Here is a 17,210-nt window from a genome sequence, read left to right as displayed (position 1 = left end):
GGCGCCCGCAGTCGGGAGGCGGCTGCCGTCAGCGGGAGAAGAGCCGGGCGAGGAAGCCCTTCTTCTCCGGCTGCCAGCCCGCCGAGGCCAGCAGGTCGAACAGCGGCTGCTTGATCCGGGAGGTCTCGAACTCGTAGCTCCAGGTGTGCCCCTCCTGGCCGTGCGAGGTCGCCCGGAGGGAGATGCCACCGCCCCACTGCTTGCCGACCGACCTGCCCTTGAAGAACTCCTTCTGCCCGCCGAACTCGAGCTTGCCGTCGCGGAACCGGACGTCGCTCTCGCTCTCGGTCTTGCGCTCGGTGAAGTCGTAGGTGCCCGAGCCCTCGTCCAGGGTGACGGTGATCGCGTAGTCCTTGTCGATCGTCCCGGCCGACAGCAGGCCCTGGTACGTGACGTCGGCGATGTCCCACGTGCCCACGATCTGGTCGCCCCGGGCGGTGTAGCGGAACGGCTGTCCCGGCAGGTTGAGCTCGGCGGCCACGCGGGCCTGGGTCTCGGCGATGCTGAGCGGCACGGGTTGCGTCCTCGGTCGGTCCGGATGGGTGCGGCCGGAGAGTGTGACCGCCCGCGACGCCCCGCGCCAGGGGTTCAGCCGCGCCGCTCGACGACGAAGACGGGGATCACCCGGTCGGTCCGCTCCTGGTAGTCGGCGTAGGCGGGGTAGGCGTCGACGGCGCGCCGCCACCAGGCCTCGCGCTCCTCGCCGGAGAGCTCGCGCGCCACGCCGTCCCACGGCTCCGGGCCGTCCTGCACGGTGACCTGGTCAGGGTGCGCCCGCAGGTTGTGCACCCACGCGGGGTCCTTGGGGGCGCCGCCCTGCGAGCCGACCATGGCGTAGGCGCCGTCGTGCTCGACCCGCATGAGCGCGTTCTTGCGGACCTTCCCGCTCCTCGCGCCGCGGGTCCAGAAGACCGCGACCGGCAGGCCCGTGTCGCGCAGCGTGTTGGCCTCCCGGCCGCCGGTCGCCTCGTAGCGCTCCACCTGCTCGCGGACCCAGTCCTCGGCGCTCGGCTCGTACTCACCTTCCAGTGGCATGGGTCCGACACTAGGTCGGCCGCCGGGCGCCGGCAGGCGGACGGCGGGGAGGATGGCGGCGTGCCCCCCTCCCCCGCTCCCGGGCTGGCCCGGCGGGTGCTGGGACCGTCGCCGCCGGGCGCGCGGGTGCTGTGGGCGGCGGGCGGCCGGCGGGCGGTCTCGGCGGCGGCCTGCGCGGCGCTGCCGCTGGCGCTGGGCGTCGCGCTCGGCCGGCCCGACCTCGGCTCGGCGGCCGGCCTGGCGGGCTTCACCGCGATCTACGGGCACGCGCTGCCGTTCCGCCGCCGCGCCGTCGTGGTCGCCGGCGTCGGCGCCGGCCTGCTGCTCGCCTTCGCCCTCGGCACGCTCGTGGGGCGCTCCCCGGTGCTGCTGGCCCCGGTGCTGGGGCTGCTCGTCGCCGCCACCGCCGCGGCCGGGGCGGTCTGGCGGATCGGCCCGCCCGGACCGCTCGGCGCCGTCCTGGTCGGCGGGGGCGCGAGCGCGCTCGCGACGACGCCGGAGCAGGTCAGGCCGCACCTGCTGGCGGCGGCCGGCGGCGTGCTGCTGTCGTGGCTGGTCTGCATGCTGCCGTGGGTGTGGGACCCCGCCGGCCCCGAGCGGCGCGCGGTGGCGGCCGCGGAGGCGGCGGTGGACGCGGCCGAGCGCAGCGCGCTGCCCACCGGCCGGCCCGACCCGGCGGCGCACGCCGTCCGCCTGGCCCACGCCGCCGTCGCCGGGGGCTCCCGGCGCCGGCCCTCCCTCGCCGGGCACCTGCTGGCGGTCGAGGAGCGGTTCTTCCGGGCGCTGCCGCACGGCGACGTCCCGCTCGAGCCCGTCGGCCTGGAGCGCGTCGTCGAACGGGTCGGCCCGCACCGCCGGTGGACGGCGCCGTGGCTGCCCGGCGCGGTGCGCGTCGGCGTCGCGGCGGCCGCGGCGGGGCTGCTCGCGGTCGCGCTCGGGCTGCCGAGCTCCTACTGGGCGGCGACGTCGGCGGTGGCGGTGCTGCTGGGCACCGACCTCCGGCAGACCCGCTCCCGGGCCGCGCACCGCACCGTGGGCACGCTGCTCGGTGTCGCCGTCGCGGCGGGCCTGCTGGTCCTCGATCCGCCCGTGGCGGTCCAGGTGCTGCTCGTCGGCCTGCTGCAGATGGCCGTCGAGCTGTTGATCGCCCACCAGTACGTGCTGGCGGTCTCGGCGATCACCCCGCTGGCGCTGCTCCTGGTGCACGTCGGCAACCCCACCCGGGCGGTCCCGGAGCTGCTGACCAGCCGGCTGGCCGAGACGCTGCTCGGCGTCCTCGTGGCGCTCGCCGCCGGCCTGCTGCTGTTCCGCCGGGCGGCCAGCCGCCGGCTGCCCGCGGCGGTGAGCAGGACGACCGCCCTGCTCCTGGACGACCGGCCCGCCGACAGCCGCGTCCTGCGCGACGCGCTCGTCGCCCAGTACGAGATCGCGACGGCGGCGCGCGGCGAGCTGTCCCCGGCCCCGGGGACGGCGGTCTGGCTGCGCCGCTCCCGCCGGGTCGCCGACCTCGGCTGGGCGCTGCTCGGGGCACGGGCGCAGCAGCGACCGGGGCTCGCCGCGCAGGTCGCGGCGGCCATCCGGGCCGACCTGCGCTGACCGCGGGGTTTCCGGGACGACGTTCCGGGAAGCCACCGCCCGTGAGGTTCAACGAGGGCGCCGACCTCGAGACGTCGGACGTCTCCGACATCCGGGGCAGCGGGGGCGGCGGCTTCGGCGGCCGCGGCCTGGCCGTCGGCGGCGGTGGCCTGGGGCTCGTCGGCGTGGTGATCGTCATCCTGCTCAACGTGCTCGGCGGCGGCGACGGCTCGTCCGGGGGCGGCGGGCTGGGCAGCCTCGCCGGGTTCGGCGTCAACCAGGGCCAGGCGGCCGACAACGGGGAACTCGAGCAGGACTGCCGCAGCGGCGCCGACGCCAACCGCGACGTGCAGTGCGCGGCCGTGGCGTCGATCAACTCGATCCAGGACTACTGGGAGCAGACCCTCGGCGGCCGCTACGTGCGCACCGACACCGTCTTCTTCACCAGCTCGGTGCAGACGCGGTGCGGCGGCGCGACGAGCGGCTCCGGGCCGTTCTACTGCCCGGCCGACCAGCTCGTGTACATCGACCTCACCTTCTTCGACACCCTCCAGCAGCAGTTCGGCGCCGAGGGCGGCATCTTCGTCAACGCCTACGTGCTCGCCCACGAGTACGGCCACCACGTGCAGAACCTGCTGGGCTTCAACCAGCAGGCGAACCCCGGCGAGACCGGCCCGACCAGCGGCACCGTGCGCCTGGAGCTGCAGGCCGACTGCTTCGCCGGCGTCTGGGCCAACCACGCCGAGACCGTCCCCGACGAGTCCGGCCAGCCGCTGATCAGCGACATCACCCAGGACGACATCGACCGCGCCCTCGACGCGGCCGGCCGGATCGGCGACGACTTCATCCAGCGCGAGCTCGGTGGCGGCACCGTGAACCAGGACGCCTTCACCCACGGGTCGTCGGAGCAGCGCCAGAAGTGGTTCACCACCGGCTACCAGACCGGCGACCCGAACCGGTGCGACACGTTCGCCACGGACGACCTCGGGTGAGCGGCCGATAGCCTCCGCCCGGTGAGCGACCTGCTGACCGTCGAGCGCGACGGCGGCGTCGCCGTCCTCACCATCGACCGGCCCGCGAAGCGCGACGCGATGACCGCCGCCATGTGGGTGGCGCTGCCCGAGCTGCTGGACGGTCTGGCCGGCGACCGCCGCGTGCGGGTCCTCGTGGTGACCGGCGCCGGGCCCAGCTTCTGCGCCGGCGCCGACATCGCCGACCTGCTCGGCGGCCCGACGCCGACGACCCGATGGCCGACGTGAGGCGGGAGACCTCGCCGCCCAGGCGGCGCTGCGTGCCTTCCCCCCACCCGACGGTCGCGGCGATCCGCGGGCACTGCATCGGCGGCGGGGTCGAGCTCGCCGCCGCGTGCGGCCTGCGGTTCACCGACCCCACCGGCGTCTTCGGCGTCACCCCGGCGAAGGTGTGCGTGGTCCACGCCCCGGCGTCGACCAGGGCGCTGCTCGACGTCGTCGGCCCGGCCACGGCCAAGTCCCTGTTGTTCAGCGGCGAGCTGATCGACGCGCCGACGGCGCTGCGGGTCGGGCTGGTCGACCGGCTGGTGCCGGCCGCCGACCTCGACGCCGAGGTGCGCCGGTTCGCCGACGTCCTGGCCTCCCGCTCGGCGCTGACCCAGCGGGCCACCAAGGAGGTGGTCGCGGCGCTCACCGCGGGCGGTGACGGCGAGGCCGAGGCGGCCCGCTGGTACCGCGAGACGATCGCCGGCGGCGAGCTGGCCGAGGGCGTCGCCGCGTTCGCCGAGCGCCGCCCGCGGCGGTTCCGCTGGACCGGCTGACCAGCGGGAATCCCCTGCGCCCGACGGCGTTGCACGCCGCCATGACCACACTCGGCATCATCGGCGCAGGCAACATCGGCACGGCGCTCGCGGAGGTCGCGCTCGACGCCGGCCACGACGTCGTCCTCTCCAACAGCCGCGGGCCGGAGACCCTCACCGACCTCGTCGCGGACCTGGCCGTCCGCCCCACGAACCGCGGCACCGTCCGGGCCGCGACCGCCGCCGACGCGGCGGCCGCCGCCGACCTCGCCGTCGTCACGGTGCCGCTCAAGGCCTACCGCGACGTGCCGGCCGAACCCCTGGCGGGCAAGGTCGTCATCGACACGAACAACTACTACCCCGCCCGCGACGGGCACATCGCCGAGCTCGACGCCGGCACGGCCACCTCGTCGGGCCTGCTGCAGCAGCACCTGGCCGGCGCGCGCGTGGTGAAGGCGTTCAACCACATCGGCGCCCGCGACATCGTCGGCCACCGGACCGCCCCGGACGCCCCGCGCCGCCGGGCGCTCGTCGTGGCCGGGGACGACCCCGGGGCGCGCGAGGTCGTGACCTCGTTCGTCCGCGAGATCGGGTTCGACGTCGTCGACGCCGGGCCGCTCGCCGACAGCTGGCGGATCGAACCGGGGACGCCCGGGTACGGACCCGATCTGGACGCCGACGGCCTCCGGGACGCGCTGGAGCGGGCAACCCGACCCGCGTGATCGTTCTCGTCCCGGTTTGCGCGCGTGACCGGTGGGGGTACCTGGCGTGTCGCACGACGACGCTCACCGCCCGATGCGCACGGATGCGCCGGGCGCTCGGGGAGCGCCCTCGTACGTCCCCGACACGCTTGCCGAGGAGGACCGATGACTCACAGCATCGACGCACCTTTCCCACCCCCCACGACCACCGGCACCAGCGGCGCCTACTCGACCGGCGGCGGCTCGCAGTCGACCACCGACGTGGCCAAGGACGAGGCCAAGAACCTCGGCCAGACCGCGCAGCAGGCCGGCGGCCAGGTCGTCTCGACCGCCGCCGACCAGGCCAAGGAGGTCGTCGGCGAGACCCAGCGCCAGGCGAAGGACCTGCTCCAGCAGGGCCGCTCGCAGCTGAAGGACCAGACGATCGCCCAGCAGCAGAAGGCCGCCCAGGGCCTGTCGTCGCTGGCCCAGGAGATGCGCGGGCTCGCCGACGGCAGCAGCCAGGGCGCCCCCGGCCCGGCCCGTGACCTGCTGCAGCAGGCCGCCGGGTTCGTCGAGAACTTCTCCGACAGGCTGCAGAACCGCGAGCCGGCCGACCTGCTCGAGGAGGTCCGGAACTTCGCCCGCCGCAAGCCGGGCACCTTCCTGATCGGCGCCGCCCTGCTCGGTGTCGCCGCCGGCCGGCTGACCAGCGGGGTCAAGGCCGCGCACACCGACTCCGGCTCGTCCGGCGGCCAGCACCGCGTGGCCGACACCGGTTACACGTCCAACTACGTGGACCCGACGCCGAGCTACTCGGCCGGCTACGCCGAGAGCGGGTACGCCGGCACCACCGCCGGCTACGCGGGCACGACCGGCTACGAGACCACCGGCACGACCGGCGGCGCTCCGCTGCCGCCGCCGCCGTACGGGACCGTGCCGCCCGCGGGCAGCGTCGTGCCGCCGACCACGCCGGCCGGGTGGGACGACCCGAACCGGACCCGGGGGGTCTGAGCGATGACGACCCCCTACAGCGGCTCCACCGGGTACGGCGCGCCTCCCGGTGACACGCAGAGCATCCCCACGGTGGGCGGCGCTCCGGAGCACGGCAACTACGCCGTCGGGCCGGAGAGCTACGGCGCGCACAGCGGCAACATGGGCACGCCGATGACCGACGAGGGGCGTCCGGACGTCGACGGCACCTCGGTCGGCCAGCTGATCGGCGAGGTCACCAAGGACCTCTCGACGCTGATGCGCCAGGAGCTCGAGCTCGCCAAGGCCGAGATGAAGGTCGAGGCCAAGAAGGCGGGGCAGGGCGCCGGCATGTTCGGCGCCGCCGGGTTCGCCGGCTACATGGTCCTGCTGTTCCTCTCCATCGCTCTCTGGTGGGCGCTGGAGAACGTGATGGACGCCGGCCTGGCCGCCCTCATCGTGGCCGTCATCTGGGGTGTCATCGGCGCGGTCGCCTACGTGATGGGCCGCAAGAAGTTCCGCCAGGTGAACCCGAAGCCCGAACGCACCGTGGAGACGCTCCAGCAGGTGCCCCCCGCCCTCAAGCCGAACTGACCAGGACGTGGAGGAACGAGATGACCAGCAGTGACCCGGACGTCATCCGGCGGCAGATCGAGGACACGCGGCGCGAGCTGAGCTACGACGTCGACGCCCTCAACGAGAAGGTCAACCCGGCCCGCGTCATGGACCGGCGGGTCTCCGCCGCCAAGGGCCGCATCACGAGCGTCAAGGAGAAGGTGATGGGCACCGCATCGAACACCACGTCGGACGCCCGGGGCATCGCCCAGAACGCGGCCGGCTCGGTGCAGGACGCCGCCTCCAGCGCCGCCGGCACCGTGCAGAACGCCGCGCAGACGGCGGTCGACACGGTGCAGCAGGCCCCCGACATGGTGGTGCGGCAGACCCAGGGCAACCCCCTGGCCGCCGGGCTGATCGCCTTCGGCGTCGGCTGGCTGGTGTCGAGCCTGCTGCCCGCGACGCAGAAGGAGCAGCAGCTGGCCCAGCAGGCCGAGCAGGCCCTGCGCGAGAACAAGGACGCGCTGCTCCAGCCGGCCAAGGAGGCCGCGCAGGAGATGGGCGAGCAGCTCAAGCCGGCCGCGCAGGACGCCGTGGAGTCGGTGAAGTCCACCGCCCAGGACGCCGCGCAGACGGTCAAGCAGGAGGGCCAGTCGGCCGCCCAGGACGTGCAGGGCCAGGCCCAGCAGTCCAAGGAGACGGTGCAGAGCCAGGCATCCGGCTCCTGACCTGACCCGACGGCGGCGCCGCCCTCACCCGCAAGGGGTGGGGGCGGCGCCGTCGTCCTGCAGCCGGGGGCGCGGCGGGTCGTTGCTCCTCCCGTGGAGGCCCAGGTCGCAACCCCGCGCGTGCTCGTCGCCGACGACGAGGACGACATCCGCGCGCTCGTCTGCCTCGCCGTGCGCAAGGCCGGCTGCACCGTCACCGCGTCGGTCGGCGACGGCGCCGCCGCGCTGACCGCCGCCCGCGCCGACGCTCCCCACCTCGCCGTCCTCGACGTCTCCATGCCCGGCCGCTCCGGCCTGGAGGTCTGCGGCGCGCTGCGCGCCGATGCCGCGACGGCCGGCATCCGGGTGCTGCTGCTCTCGGCCGGCGCCTCCCCCGACGACGTCGCCCGGGGCCTGGCCGCCGGCGCCGACGCCTACCTGGCCAAGCCCTTCGGCGTCGCCGCGCTCGCGACCCGGGTGCGGGAGCTGGTGGCATGACCGAGCTGGCCGATCCCGCGCACGTGGTCGCCGAGCTGCGCCGCACGCTCGCCCGCCAGGCCGCGCAGGTCGAGCGCCTCGAGGCCGAGCGGGCCGCCCTGCACGCCCGGATGCAGACCCGCGGCGAGGAGCTCGAGGTGGCCACCCGCATGCTCCGCGCCAGGGCCCGCACGATGACCAGCGTCATCGACGCGGTCACCGAGCAGTCGATCATCGGCACCGACCGCGACGGCGTGGTCCGCGTGTGGAACCCCGGCGCGGAGAAGATGCTCGGCCTGCCCCGGGCCGAGGTGGTCCGGCTGCGCTCGATCACCGAGTTCCACCTGCCGGAGGAGCTGGCCGAGGCCGCCGCGGCCGCCGGCGTCCCGGTGGGCATCGACGCGCTGGTGCACGCCGCGCAGGAGCACGGCAGCGACGTCCGCGACTGGACCTACGTCGCCGCGGACGGCGGCCGGCGCACGGTGTCGGTCGCCATCACCCCGCGCACCGACGACGACGGCGTGCACGCCGGCTGGAACTTCGTCGGCACCGACATGACAGAGGCCCGCGAGACCGAGCGGATGAAGGACCAGTTCGTGAGCCTCATCAGCCACGAGCTGCGCACGCCGCTGACGTCGATCCTCGGCTACCTCGAGCTGGTGCTGGACGACGAGGACGAGCCGCTGACCGAGACGCAGGCCGGCTACCTGCGCACGGTCGAGCGAAACGCCCAGCGCCTGCTGGGCCTGGTCGGCGACCTGCTGTTCACCGCGCAGGTCGAGGCCGGCCGGTTCACGCTCACCCCGCAGGACGTCGACCTCGCCGCCATCGCCCGGGCCGCGGAGGAGACCGCCCGCGTCACCGCGGCCACCGCCGGCGTCGAGGTGCGCGTCGACGTCCCGGACGACGGGCTGGTCGTGCGCGGGGACGCGATGCGGCTGGGGCAGGCGTGCGACAACCTCGTCTCCAACGCCGTCAAGTTCACGCCGGCCGGCGGGCGGGTCACCATCGCCGTGCGGGCCGACGTCGACGCCGACGGCGCCCCGGTGGCCCGGCTGTCGGTGAGCGACACCGGCATCGGCATCCCCACCGGCGAGCAGGGCAAGCTGTTCACCCGCTTCTTCCGGGCCTCCACCGCGCAGCGCAGCGCCGTGGCCGGCGTCGGGCTGGGCCTGTCGATCACCAAGGCCATCACCACCGCGCACGGCGGCACGCTGGACCTCACCAGCGCCGAGGGCCGCGGCACCACCTTCACGCTCACGCTCCCCCGCGCCTGAGCGCCACCCCCTCCCGCGCCGCGCACGCCCGGCGGGGGCCCTGACAGGCGGCCCTCGCGTGCTCCGCCGCTGATCTGCGGGTTTCCCGCACGAGCCTTGCGGATCCCTTGCGGATTCCGGGCGGGTGCCCTGCGGTTGCCCGCCCAGAGTTCTCCCTGTCGCCGCCGACCCGGTGGCGCAACGGACACAGGGAGAAGCACGGACATGAGCACCAAGACCCGCCGCAGCAACACCCGCAAGGTCGTCGGCTCGCTGGCCATCGCCGGCACCGCCGCCGCCGTCGCCGGTCTCGGCACCTTCGGCACCTTCACCGACAGCACCACCCCGGTCGCCACCACGGTGCAGACCGGCACGCTGGACATCAACCTGAACCAGCCGAACGGCGCCTACTCGATCCCGGTCACCACGAGCAACTTCGTCCCCGGCGACTCGATCACCCGCGCGGTGACCCTGTCGAACGACGGCAGCACGCAGCTGTCCTCGGTGACGCTGACCTCGGTCGCCACCGGCGCCACCAGCGTCCTGACCACGGACACGGTCAAGGGCCTGCAGCTGGCGGTCAAGGCCTGCACCGTCGCCTGGACCCAGGGTGGCAGCGAGAGCGCGCCGTCCTACACCTGCTCGGGCACCGAGCGCAGCCTGTACGCTGGCCCGGCCGCCGGGGTGAGCACCCAGCTGAGCAACCCGGCCAGCCTGAACCCCGGTGGCGTGGACCACCTGGTGTTCTCCATCTCGCTGCCCACCGCGGCCGACAACACCTTCCAGGGCAAGAGCGCCTCGCTCAGCCTGACCTTCACCGGCACGCAGCGCGCCGCTGCCGCCAAGTGATCGCGGCCCGACGACTCCTCAGGGAACTCCGATGACCGCCGTGCTCCCCGTCCGCCGCCCGGGGGCAGCCCTCGCGCTGCCCCCGGAGGCGGGGACCCTCGCCGCCCGCCGGGCCGGCGTGGCGCGCACGATCCTCTCCGGCCTCGTCCGCTGGTCCGTCCGCGGGCTGGTCGCGGCGGCCGTGCTCGCCTTCGCCGTCCTGGCCGTCGGGCCGCACGTCCTCGGCTACCGCACGATGACGATGCTGACCGGCTCCATGGCGCCGGCGATCGAGGCCGGCGACGTGGTGGTCTCCACCCCCCTCGACGTCGAGGACGTCACCGAGGGCATGGTGATCAGCTACCACATCCCGATCGACGACCACCGCGTCGTCACCCACCGGGTCGTCTCCGTCGAGCACGGCGACGACGGCAGCGTCACCGTCCAGACCAAGGGCGACGCGAACGCCGGGGTCGACCCGTGGCAGGCGACGCTGCAGGGCGACACCGCCTACCAGGTGCGGGCCGTGATCCCCGAGCTGGGCACCGTGATCCAGTTCCTGCGCGAGCCCGCCGTCTCCAAGGCCCTGGTCTGGGGCGCCCCGGCCCTGCTGGCCGGCTGGCTGATCCTCTCGATCTGGCGGCCGGCGCGCGACGAGGAGGACGAGGCGTGACCCGCACCGTCCCGGACGCCGAGTCGCAGGACCTCCTGCTGCTCGTCGACGCCGACGACCTGCACGAGGCCGACCTCGACGCCGACCTGTGGAACCGCCTGCCGGAGGCGCCCGCCGCCGGCCCCGCCCGCTGACCCACCGCACACTTCGAGGGGAGGACCCCGGACATGACCCGCATCCGCCGCATCGCCGTCCTGCTGGGCACGGCCGCCGCCGTGCTCCTCGGCACCGCGCTCCCGGCCGGCGCCCAGTTCTCCAACGGCGCCTCCGCGCCGACCATGGCCGTCGCCACGGTGACCGTGGAGGCCCCCACCAACCTGAACTTCGGGGGCACCAGGTGCACGACCACCACCAACCCGGACGGGACCACCCGGACCACCCTCCACGCCAAGCTCAACTGGAAGGCCAGCCCCTCCCGGGGAGTCAGCGGGTACCGGGTCGTCGCCCTGGTCAACGGCTACCCCTACCCGATCGACGAGGTGCCGGCCTCCGCGACCTCGCTGACCGGCACCTACGACGCCTCGGTCGTCAACAACAACAACATCACCGTCACCGTCACGACCCTCACGTCCTACGGCTGGACCAAGCAGAGCCAGCAGGTCGGAGTCATCAAGTGCTGACCGCCCTCGTCGTCGACCCCTCGCCGGACGCCCGCCGCCGCGTCGGCGCCCTCCTCCACCTCGGCGGGTGGCACGTGGTCGAGGCCGCGGACGCCGCCACGGCCCTGCGCATCGCCGCCACCCGCCCGCTGGACCTGATCGTCACCGACGTCCTCCTGCCCGGCGAGACCGGCCTGTCGATGCTGGCCCGCCTGCGCAAGGCCGGCTGCCGGGCCCGCTTCCTGGTCGTGACCGCCGACCCCACCGACCGCATCCGCGCCGCCGCCGCCGGCGTCGGCGCGCTGGCCTGCCTGGCCAAGCCGATCGACCCGCGGGCGCTCGTCGACTTCCTGCGCCGCCGCACCGGGGCGCCGGCCGCGCGCCGACCCGGGCCGCGGCGGCACCTGCAGGTGGTCCGGGAGACCGAGGACCAGCACCAACCCGACGCCGCCACCATGGCGCGGCTGCAGGAGATGTACCTCAGCGCGCTGCCGCACCGCCTGTCGCTGATCGCCGACGCCGCCCGCGCGGGCGACGCGATCGCGGTGGCCGCGGCCGCGCAGACCCTGGCCGGCGCCAGCGGGCAGCTCGGCCACCCGCAGATCGGCGCCGTCTGCCAGGCGATCGCGGCGGAGGCCCGCCGCGGGATCGTCTCGCAGAACCGGCTGATGGAGCTGCAGGTGCTGAGCCTGCGGGCCACGCGCGGCAACCAGGCGGCCGCGGGCGCCCTCCTCGCGGAGGTGTGACCCGGAACCGGCCGGGATCAGCTCAGCTGATCATGACGGCTCCTCCCCCACGTCCGGACGTGAGGGAGGAGCCGTCACGATCAGGTGGGCTGATCGTGGCCCGGGTCGTCAGGCGACCAGGCGGTAGCCGACCCCGCGGACGGTCTTGATCTCCGGCGAGCTCAGGCCGGCCGCCTGCAGCTTGCGGCGCAGGTTGGACATGTGCGCCTCGACCAGCCGCAGGTTGCCCTCCCAGTCGGTCTGCCAGACCTCGCGCAGCAGCGTCTCCCGCTGCAGCACGCGGCCGGGGCGGGAGGCCAGCGCGGCCAGCAGGTCGAACTCGGTGCGGGTCAGGTCGACGACCGCGCCGTCGACCCGCACCTCGCGGCTGTCCTCGTCGACCTCCAGCTCGGCCAGCCGCCGGACGGTCTCCTCCACCGGCTCCCGCGGGGTGGGGACGGCGGCGGCGCGCGGACGGCGCAGCAGCGCCTGGGCGCGGGCGACGAGCTCGCGCGGGGAGAACGGCTTGGCCATGTACCCGTCGGCGCCGACGGCCAGGCCGATCAGCAGGTCGACCTCCTCGGCGCGCGCGGTGAGCATGAGGACGTAGCACTCGGACTCCGCACGGATCTGCCGGCAGACCTCCGTGCCGTCGGCGTCCGGCAGCCCCAGGTCGAGCACGACCAGGTCCGGGGCCCGCCGGCGGACCTCCGCCAGGCAGTCCGCCCCCGTGCTCACGGTGCGGACGTCGAAGCCGGCCTTGCCGAGGACCGTCGCGACGAGCTCACGGATCTCGTCGGTGTCCTCCACGACGAGCACGCTCTGGTCGGGCAACGACCTCTCCTCCTCACTGCGGCGGTCACCGGTGCCCGGGCCCGGCGCCCAGGCGTCACCTGGTCGGGTGATCGGCAGCGGGCGCCGCGGGCTTGAGCCGCGGACCGCCGGCGCCGTGGCGCACCTCACCCGGAGGGGTGGGTAGCCGACCGAACGGTCGGGTAGGTGAATCCGGTCACACGGACACCGCGCTGACCTGGGGAGGGAGACGGAGAGCACCCGGGCGCCTCCGCCGAGCCCTGCGAGCGCCAGCGCACGCTCTTAGCGTCGATCAACGATGCCTTCGATCAGCGGACACCGCACCGCCCCCGCCGGGAACGCCACCGCGAAGGGTCGACGGCTCGACCTCGACGTCGTCCGCGGGATGGCCATCCTGCTGGCCCTCGGCTGGCACTTCTCCGGTCCCAGCGGCTCCTGGGCCGTCGACGTCCTCCAACTGCCCGGGCGCATGTTCGGCTGGGCCGGCGTGGACCTGTTCTTCGTCCTCAGCGGGTTCCTCATGGGCCGGCTGGTGCTGGCGGAGCACGCCCGCACCGGAACGTTCGACGGACGGCGGTTCACCGTCCGGCGGGTCCTCAAGCTCTGGCCGGTGCTCTACGTCTTCCTGCTGGTGCACGCCCTCTTCGGCAGCGAGCCGCTGGGCTCCTACCTGTGGCAGAACGCGCTGCACGTGCAGAACTACGCGGGCACCTCGCTGGCCCACCTGTGGTCGCTCGCCGTCGAGGAGCACTTCTACCTCGCCCTGGCGCTGCTGTTCCCGCTGCTGGTCAAGCGGCGCGGCCGGCTCGAGGTGTTCGCCGGCGTCCTCGTCGGCGTCCTGGTCGCCGCCCTGCTCCTTCGGATCACCGGCGGGCTGTCCGGGGTGAGCGAGACCCGGCTGCAGTGGCGGACGCACTTCCGGGTCGACTCCCTCGCCGCCGGCGTGCTGCTCGCCGTGCTCAGCGTCCGCTGGCCGGAGCGGTTCGACGCGCTGCAGCGGCAGCGGCGGCTGCTGGTCGCGGTGCTCGTCGCGGGCGTCGTGTTCCTCTGCGCCGTCGGCAAGCGGGGGCTGGTCGGCAGCACGCTGGGCTTCACCGTCGCCTACCTCACCGCGGCCGCCGTCCTGCTGCTGCTGTACCGGGCGGCGTGGGTGTCGCGGGCCCGCTGGGTGAGCGCGCCGGTGGCCGCGCTCGGCCGCTACTCCTACGGCATCTACATCTGGCACCTCTTCGCCGCGCACACGGTGCTCGGGTGGCTGGGCTGGAGCGCCGACGACGCCTCCCCCACCGCGCTGGCGGTCAAGTACGGCTCCGCCGTCGTGGTCGGGATCGCGGCGACCGTGCTGGTCGAGCGCCCGGTGCTGCGGCTGCGCGACCGCCTCGTGCCGGCCACCCCGACCGAGAAGGTGCTCACCGACCCGGTGCTCGAACCCGAGCGGCACGCCCGGCCGCTGCACCCGTCGGTGCTCGAGGCCCCGGTGCTCCCGGTCCGCCTGCTGGCCAGCTAGTCCGCACGCCCCCGCCCGGGCGGCGACCCGGTCCCGCGCGGATGCGCACCGGCGCGGCGTCCCCGGTCCTGGTTCCCGCACCCGTGCGCACGTGCGCGGCGACGCCGAGTCGGCCGGACGACGGCTAGTTCAGGTTCCGCGTCCCCGGCGGCAGCGCCCCGCCGGCCACCAGCTCGGCGGTGGCGTCCTGCAGCGCGGTCAGCGCCACCCGCTGGGTGAACGGGCCGGTGGAGACGCGGGCCACGCCGAGCTCCTGCAGCTCGCGCACCGGCAGCGACGCGCCCGGCACCGCGATGACGCTGAGCCGGCGCGGGCCCAGGCCGTCGACCAGGGCGGCGATCTCGTCGCGGGCCACGGCGCCGGGCACGAACACCACCGGCGCGCCGGCCTCCAGGAAGGCCCGCCCGCGCCGCACCGCCTCGGCCACCAGCTCGCCCCGGTCGGCGTCGCGACCCGCGCGCAGGAGCGCGTCGGTGCGGGCGTTGAGCACGAACTCGACGCCGGCGTCGCGGCCGGCCCGGACGACGGCCTCCACCGCGGCGACCGCGTCGTCCAGCGGCTTCATCTGGTCCTCGAGGTTGCCGCCGGCGGCGCCGGCGGCGATGGCGCGGCGCGCGGTCTCCCCCGGATCGCCGTACCCGGCCTCGAAGTCCATCGTCACCGGCAGGTCCACCGCCGCGGTGATCCGGCCGACCATGTCCAGGTGCAGGTCGAGCGGGATGTTCTCGCCGTCCTCGTAGCCGAACGTGGCCGCGACGGAGTGGCTCGCCGTGGCCAGCGCCCGCACACCTCCTGTGCCCGCGACCACCCGCGCCGAGACGACGTCCCAGACGTTGGCCAGCACCAGGATCTCCGGTGCGGTGTGCAGGTCGAGCAGCGTGCGGGCGCGGGCGGCGAGGTCGGGCATGCCCCGCAACCTAGGCCAGCAGCCGGCGGAGGTCGTCGAGCACCAGCCCGGCCGCGGTGAGCCCGATGCCGGTGTAGAAGACGTCGTCCTCCACCTGGTGGGCGTCGCCCGCCGCCACCGCACCCAGCCGCGGCCACAGCGGCCCGGCCACGACCGACTCCTCGCCGGAGCGCTCGGCGTCGCCGTACGAGGAGTACAGGACGACGTCGGCGTCGGCGCTGGTGAGCTCCTCGGGGCTGAGCTCGGCGAAGGTCGGCACCTCCTCGGCGGGCAGCTCCACCAGCGGCAGCCCGACGTCGGTGAGCACGGTGCCGAGGAACGACTCCCCGGTGTAGACGCGGATCGTGCCCTCGACGAAGCGCAGCGCGCTCACCGTGGGGGCCGGTTCGCCGAGCTCCTCCCCCAGCGCGGCGGCGTCGGCCGCGTACTCCTCCAGCGCGGCCCGCGCCTGGTCCTCCAGGCCCAGCGCCTCGCCGGCCAGCAGGAAGTTCTCCTTCCATGCGGCCCCGACGCGCTCGGCGAAGACCGTCGGCGCGATCGCGGACAGCTGGTCGTAGAGGTCCTCGTGGCGCACCTTGTTGGACAGGATGAGGTCGGGCCGCAGCGCGGCGATCGCCTCCAGGTTCGGCTCGGCGATCGTGCCGACCTGCTCGACGCCCTCGGCGTCCTCGGCCAGGTAGCTGAGGAAGCCGGTGGCGACGTCGGTGGTCACCGCCCCGACCGGGGTCACGCCGAGGGCGGTGACGGAGTCGAGCTCGCCGGTGTCGAGGACGACGACCCGCTCCGGCCGCGCGGGGATCTCGGTCGACCCCATCGCGTGGTCCACGGTGCGCGGGAAGGCGGCGTCGGCGGCGGCAGGGGACCCGTCGGCCGGCTCCGCCGCGTCGTCGGCGCCGCAGCCGGCGAGGACGAGCGCGGCGAGGAGGGCCAGCGCGACCGGGCGGAGCAGCCGGGTCACTGCGCGTTCGCGACGGCGGTGGACAGCTCGCCGACGAACCGGTCGAGCACCCACGGGATCGACAGCACGCTGACCGCGCTGGTCCCGAACACGAAGCTCGCGTCGTCGACGACCACGGCCGACCCGCGCTGGATGGCCGGCACCTGCGCGTAGATGGGCAGCGAGGTGACCTCCTCCGCCGCCCCGGCGGTCCAGGCGATCAGGACCTGGGAGGTGAGCTGCGGGGCCTGCTCCAGGGACAGCGTCGAGTAGAAGCTGGTCTGCTCGCCGGTGCCGGCGAGGGTCTGCACGGCCGGGTCCAGGGTGAGGCCGAGGCCCTCGACCAGCTGCACCCGCGGGTCGTTGGGGAGGTAGACGAACACTGACTCCGCGCCGAGGTTGGCGTAGCTGAAGGTCACGCCCTCGAACTCGGGGTGCTCCGCGGCGACGTCGGCGATGCGCTGGTCGGTGTCGGCGATCAGCTGCTCGGCCTCGTCGCTGCGGCCGAGCGCCTCGCCGATGATCCGGGTCTGCTCCTGCCACGGCGTCGACCAGGCCTCGTCGGGGTAGGCCACGGTCGGCGCGATGCCGCTCAGGCCGTCGTAGACCGACTCGTCGAAGCCGTCGTACGGCGCCAGGATCACGTCGGGCGCGAGCGAGGCGATCTGCTCGAGCGGGTACCCGTCGGTGGTGTCGATCAGCGTCGTCCGCTCGGGGTCGTAGTGCTCGGCGTTCCACGGCAGGACGCCCTCGTCGTCGCCGCCGTAGGAGTAGGCCGGCATGCCGACGGGCGTGACCCCGAGGGCGTAGACGACGTCCTGCGCGCTCCACCCGAGGACGACGACCCGCTCGGGCTCCTCCTCGATGGTGGTGTCGCCGAAGACGTGGTCGATCGTCACGGGGAACGCGCCGTCCGCGGCGCCGGAGCCGGTCGCCTCCTCGGCGGGCTCCTCGGAGCTGCCGCAGCCGACCAGGAGGGTCAGGGCCGCGAGGGCCGACAGGGTGGCGCGGATGCGCATCGGACGGTTCTCCTCGACCTGGTCGCGGGACTCCCCCGCGAGAGGAAGGGAAGGCTACCCTTACCACCTGCGCGCGCCCACCCCGGGTGGCGCCGCGGTCGACGCGGCGCTCCCCCCTCCGGTCACCCGCACGGGTGGACGGCGCCCGCGGCGCTGGAGCACCTCCCCCACCGG

At 74.9% G+C, this 17,210-nt stretch carries 22 protein-coding genes; 16 read left to right on the top strand and 6 right to left on the bottom strand.

Features of this window, described 5'->3' with window-relative positions:
• Positions 1-28: 28 nt before the first annotated feature.
• The gene (locus ACI78S_RS09730) at positions 29-514 is read right to left on the bottom strand and encodes a hypothetical protein (protein ID WP_456972624.1); all 486 of its coding nucleotides are present in this window, start codon (positions 512-514) and stop codon (positions 29-31) included.
• Between the two features lie 74 nt (positions 515-588).
• A complete protein-coding gene (locus tag ACI78S_RS09725) occupies positions 589-1,035 on the bottom strand; it encodes a nitroreductase family deazaflavin-dependent oxidoreductase (RefSeq protein WP_456972622.1) in 447 nt (148 codons plus the stop codon).
• 60 nt (positions 1,036-1,095) lie between these two features.
• On the opposite strand from ACI78S_RS09725, the gene ACI78S_RS09720 reads away from it, so the two are divergent.
• The 15 genes from ACI78S_RS09720 to ACI78S_RS09650 all read left to right on the top strand — a co-directional run bounded on the left by ACI78S_RS09720 (position 1,096) and on the right by ACI78S_RS09650 (position 11,874).
• Positions 1,096-2,631: an FUSC family protein gene (locus ACI78S_RS09720; RefSeq protein WP_456972620.1), complete on the top strand. Its 1,536-nt coding sequence runs from the start codon at positions 1,096-1,098 to the stop codon at positions 2,629-2,631.
• A 41-nt stretch (positions 2,632-2,672) separates the two neighbouring features.
• Positions 2,673-3,602, top strand: a complete 930-nt coding sequence (ypfJ, locus tag ACI78S_RS09715; RefSeq protein WP_456972618.1) for a KPN_02809 family neutral zinc metallopeptidase — start codon at positions 2,673-2,675, stop codon at positions 3,600-3,602.
• Between the two features lie 21 nt (positions 3,603-3,623).
• Positions 3,624-3,869 (top strand): enoyl-CoA hydratase/isomerase family protein, encoded by a 246-nt coding sequence (locus tag ACI78S_RS09710; RefSeq protein ID WP_456972616.1) that lies wholly within the window; start codon positions 3,624-3,626, stop codon positions 3,867-3,869.
• Between the two features lie 32 nt (positions 3,870-3,901).
• A complete protein-coding gene (locus ACI78S_RS09705; protein ID WP_456972614.1) occupies positions 3,902-4,402 on the top strand; it encodes an enoyl-CoA hydratase/isomerase family protein in 501 nt (166 codons plus the stop codon).
• Between the two features lie 41 nt (positions 4,403-4,443).
• Complete coding sequence (locus ACI78S_RS09700; RefSeq protein ID WP_456972612.1) at positions 4,444-5,103, top strand: NADPH-dependent F420 reductase; 660 nt, start codon at positions 4,444-4,446, stop codon at positions 5,101-5,103.
• Positions 5,104-5,247: 144 nt separating this feature from the next.
• Entirely contained in the window at positions 5,248-6,075 is an 828-nt protein-coding gene (locus tag ACI78S_RS09695; protein ID WP_456972610.1) for a hypothetical protein, read from the top strand.
• A 3-nt stretch (positions 6,076-6,078) separates the two neighbouring features.
• Positions 6,079-6,627, top strand: coding sequence for a phage holin family protein (locus tag ACI78S_RS09690; RefSeq protein ID WP_456972608.1), 549 nt, complete (start codon positions 6,079-6,081; stop codon positions 6,625-6,627).
• 20 nt (positions 6,628-6,647) lie between these two features.
• Positions 6,648-7,316: a DUF3618 domain-containing protein gene (locus ACI78S_RS09685; protein ID WP_456972606.1), complete on the top strand. Its 669-nt coding sequence runs from the start codon at positions 6,648-6,650 to the stop codon at positions 7,314-7,316.
• Between the two features lie 93 nt (positions 7,317-7,409).
• The gene (locus ACI78S_RS09680; protein WP_456972604.1) at positions 7,410-7,793 is read left to right on the top strand and encodes a response regulator transcription factor; all 384 of its coding nucleotides are present in this window, start codon (positions 7,410-7,412) and stop codon (positions 7,791-7,793) included.
• Positions 7,790-9,049 (top strand): sensor histidine kinase, encoded by a 1,260-nt coding sequence (locus ACI78S_RS09675; RefSeq protein ID WP_456972602.1) that lies wholly within the window; start codon positions 7,790-7,792, stop codon positions 9,047-9,049. The genes ACI78S_RS09680 and ACI78S_RS09675 overlap by 4 nt, the downstream gene beginning before the upstream one ends.
• A gap of 204 nt (positions 9,050-9,253) precedes the next feature.
• Positions 9,254-9,877 carry a TasA family protein gene (locus ACI78S_RS09670; protein ID WP_456972600.1) on the top strand — a complete coding sequence of 208 codons (624 nt, stop codon included), beginning with the start codon at positions 9,254-9,256 and terminating at the stop codon, positions 9,875-9,877.
• Positions 9,878-9,908: 31 nt separating this feature from the next.
• Entirely contained in the window at positions 9,909-10,529 is a 621-nt protein-coding gene (locus ACI78S_RS09665; protein WP_456972598.1) for a signal peptidase I, read from the top strand.
• Positions 10,526-10,663, top strand: a complete 138-nt coding sequence (locus ACI78S_RS09660) for a hypothetical protein (RefSeq protein ID WP_456972596.1) — start codon at positions 10,526-10,528, stop codon at positions 10,661-10,663. The genes ACI78S_RS09665 and ACI78S_RS09660 overlap by 4 nt, the downstream gene beginning before the upstream one ends.
• A 33-nt stretch (positions 10,664-10,696) precedes the next feature.
• Entirely contained in the window at positions 10,697-11,149 is a 453-nt protein-coding gene (locus tag ACI78S_RS09655; RefSeq protein WP_456972594.1) for a hypothetical protein, read from the top strand.
• Positions 11,143-11,874 carry a response regulator gene (locus ACI78S_RS09650; protein WP_456972592.1) on the top strand — a complete coding sequence of 244 codons (732 nt, stop codon included), beginning with the start codon at positions 11,143-11,145 and terminating at the stop codon, positions 11,872-11,874. Before ACI78S_RS09655 ends, ACI78S_RS09650 begins: the two co-directional genes overlap by 7 nt.
• A gap of 108 nt (positions 11,875-11,982) precedes the next feature.
• Here ACI78S_RS09650 and ACI78S_RS09645 read toward each other — a convergent pair whose 3' ends face one another.
• A complete protein-coding gene (locus ACI78S_RS09645) occupies positions 11,983-12,687 on the bottom strand; it encodes a response regulator (protein ID WP_456972590.1) in 705 nt (234 codons plus the stop codon).
• A gap of 277 nt (positions 12,688-12,964) precedes the next feature.
• Between ACI78S_RS09645 and ACI78S_RS09640 the strand changes: the two genes are divergently transcribed.
• A complete protein-coding gene (locus ACI78S_RS09640) occupies positions 12,965-14,173 on the top strand; it encodes an acyltransferase family protein (protein WP_456972588.1) in 1,209 nt (402 codons plus the stop codon).
• 124 nt (positions 14,174-14,297) lie between these two features.
• Here the strand turns inward: ACI78S_RS09640 and ACI78S_RS09635 are convergent, their stop codons facing one another.
• Genes ACI78S_RS09635 through ACI78S_RS09625 form a run of 3 tightly spaced genes read right to left on the bottom strand, consistent with a single transcriptional unit; the run spans position 14,298 to position 17,036 of the window.
• On the bottom strand, positions 14,298-15,080 hold the full coding sequence (locus ACI78S_RS09635; RefSeq protein ID WP_456972586.1) for an isocitrate lyase/PEP mutase family protein: 783 nt from the start codon (positions 15,078-15,080) through the stop codon (positions 14,298-14,300).
• A gap of 10 nt (positions 15,081-15,090) precedes the next feature.
• Positions 15,091-16,038 (bottom strand): ABC transporter substrate-binding protein, encoded by a 948-nt coding sequence (locus tag ACI78S_RS09630; RefSeq protein ID WP_456972584.1) that lies wholly within the window; start codon positions 16,036-16,038, stop codon positions 15,091-15,093.
• The gene (locus ACI78S_RS09625) at positions 16,035-17,036 is read right to left on the bottom strand and encodes an iron-siderophore ABC transporter substrate-binding protein (RefSeq protein WP_456972582.1); all 1,002 of its coding nucleotides are present in this window, start codon (positions 17,034-17,036) and stop codon (positions 16,035-16,037) included. The genes ACI78S_RS09630 and ACI78S_RS09625 overlap by 4 nt, the downstream gene beginning before the upstream one ends.
• Positions 17,037-17,210: the final 174 nt, after the last annotated feature.

Source organism: Geodermatophilus sp. SYSU D00815, assembly GCF_054050035.1.
This window is presented reverse-complemented; position numbering and strand designations above follow the sequence as displayed.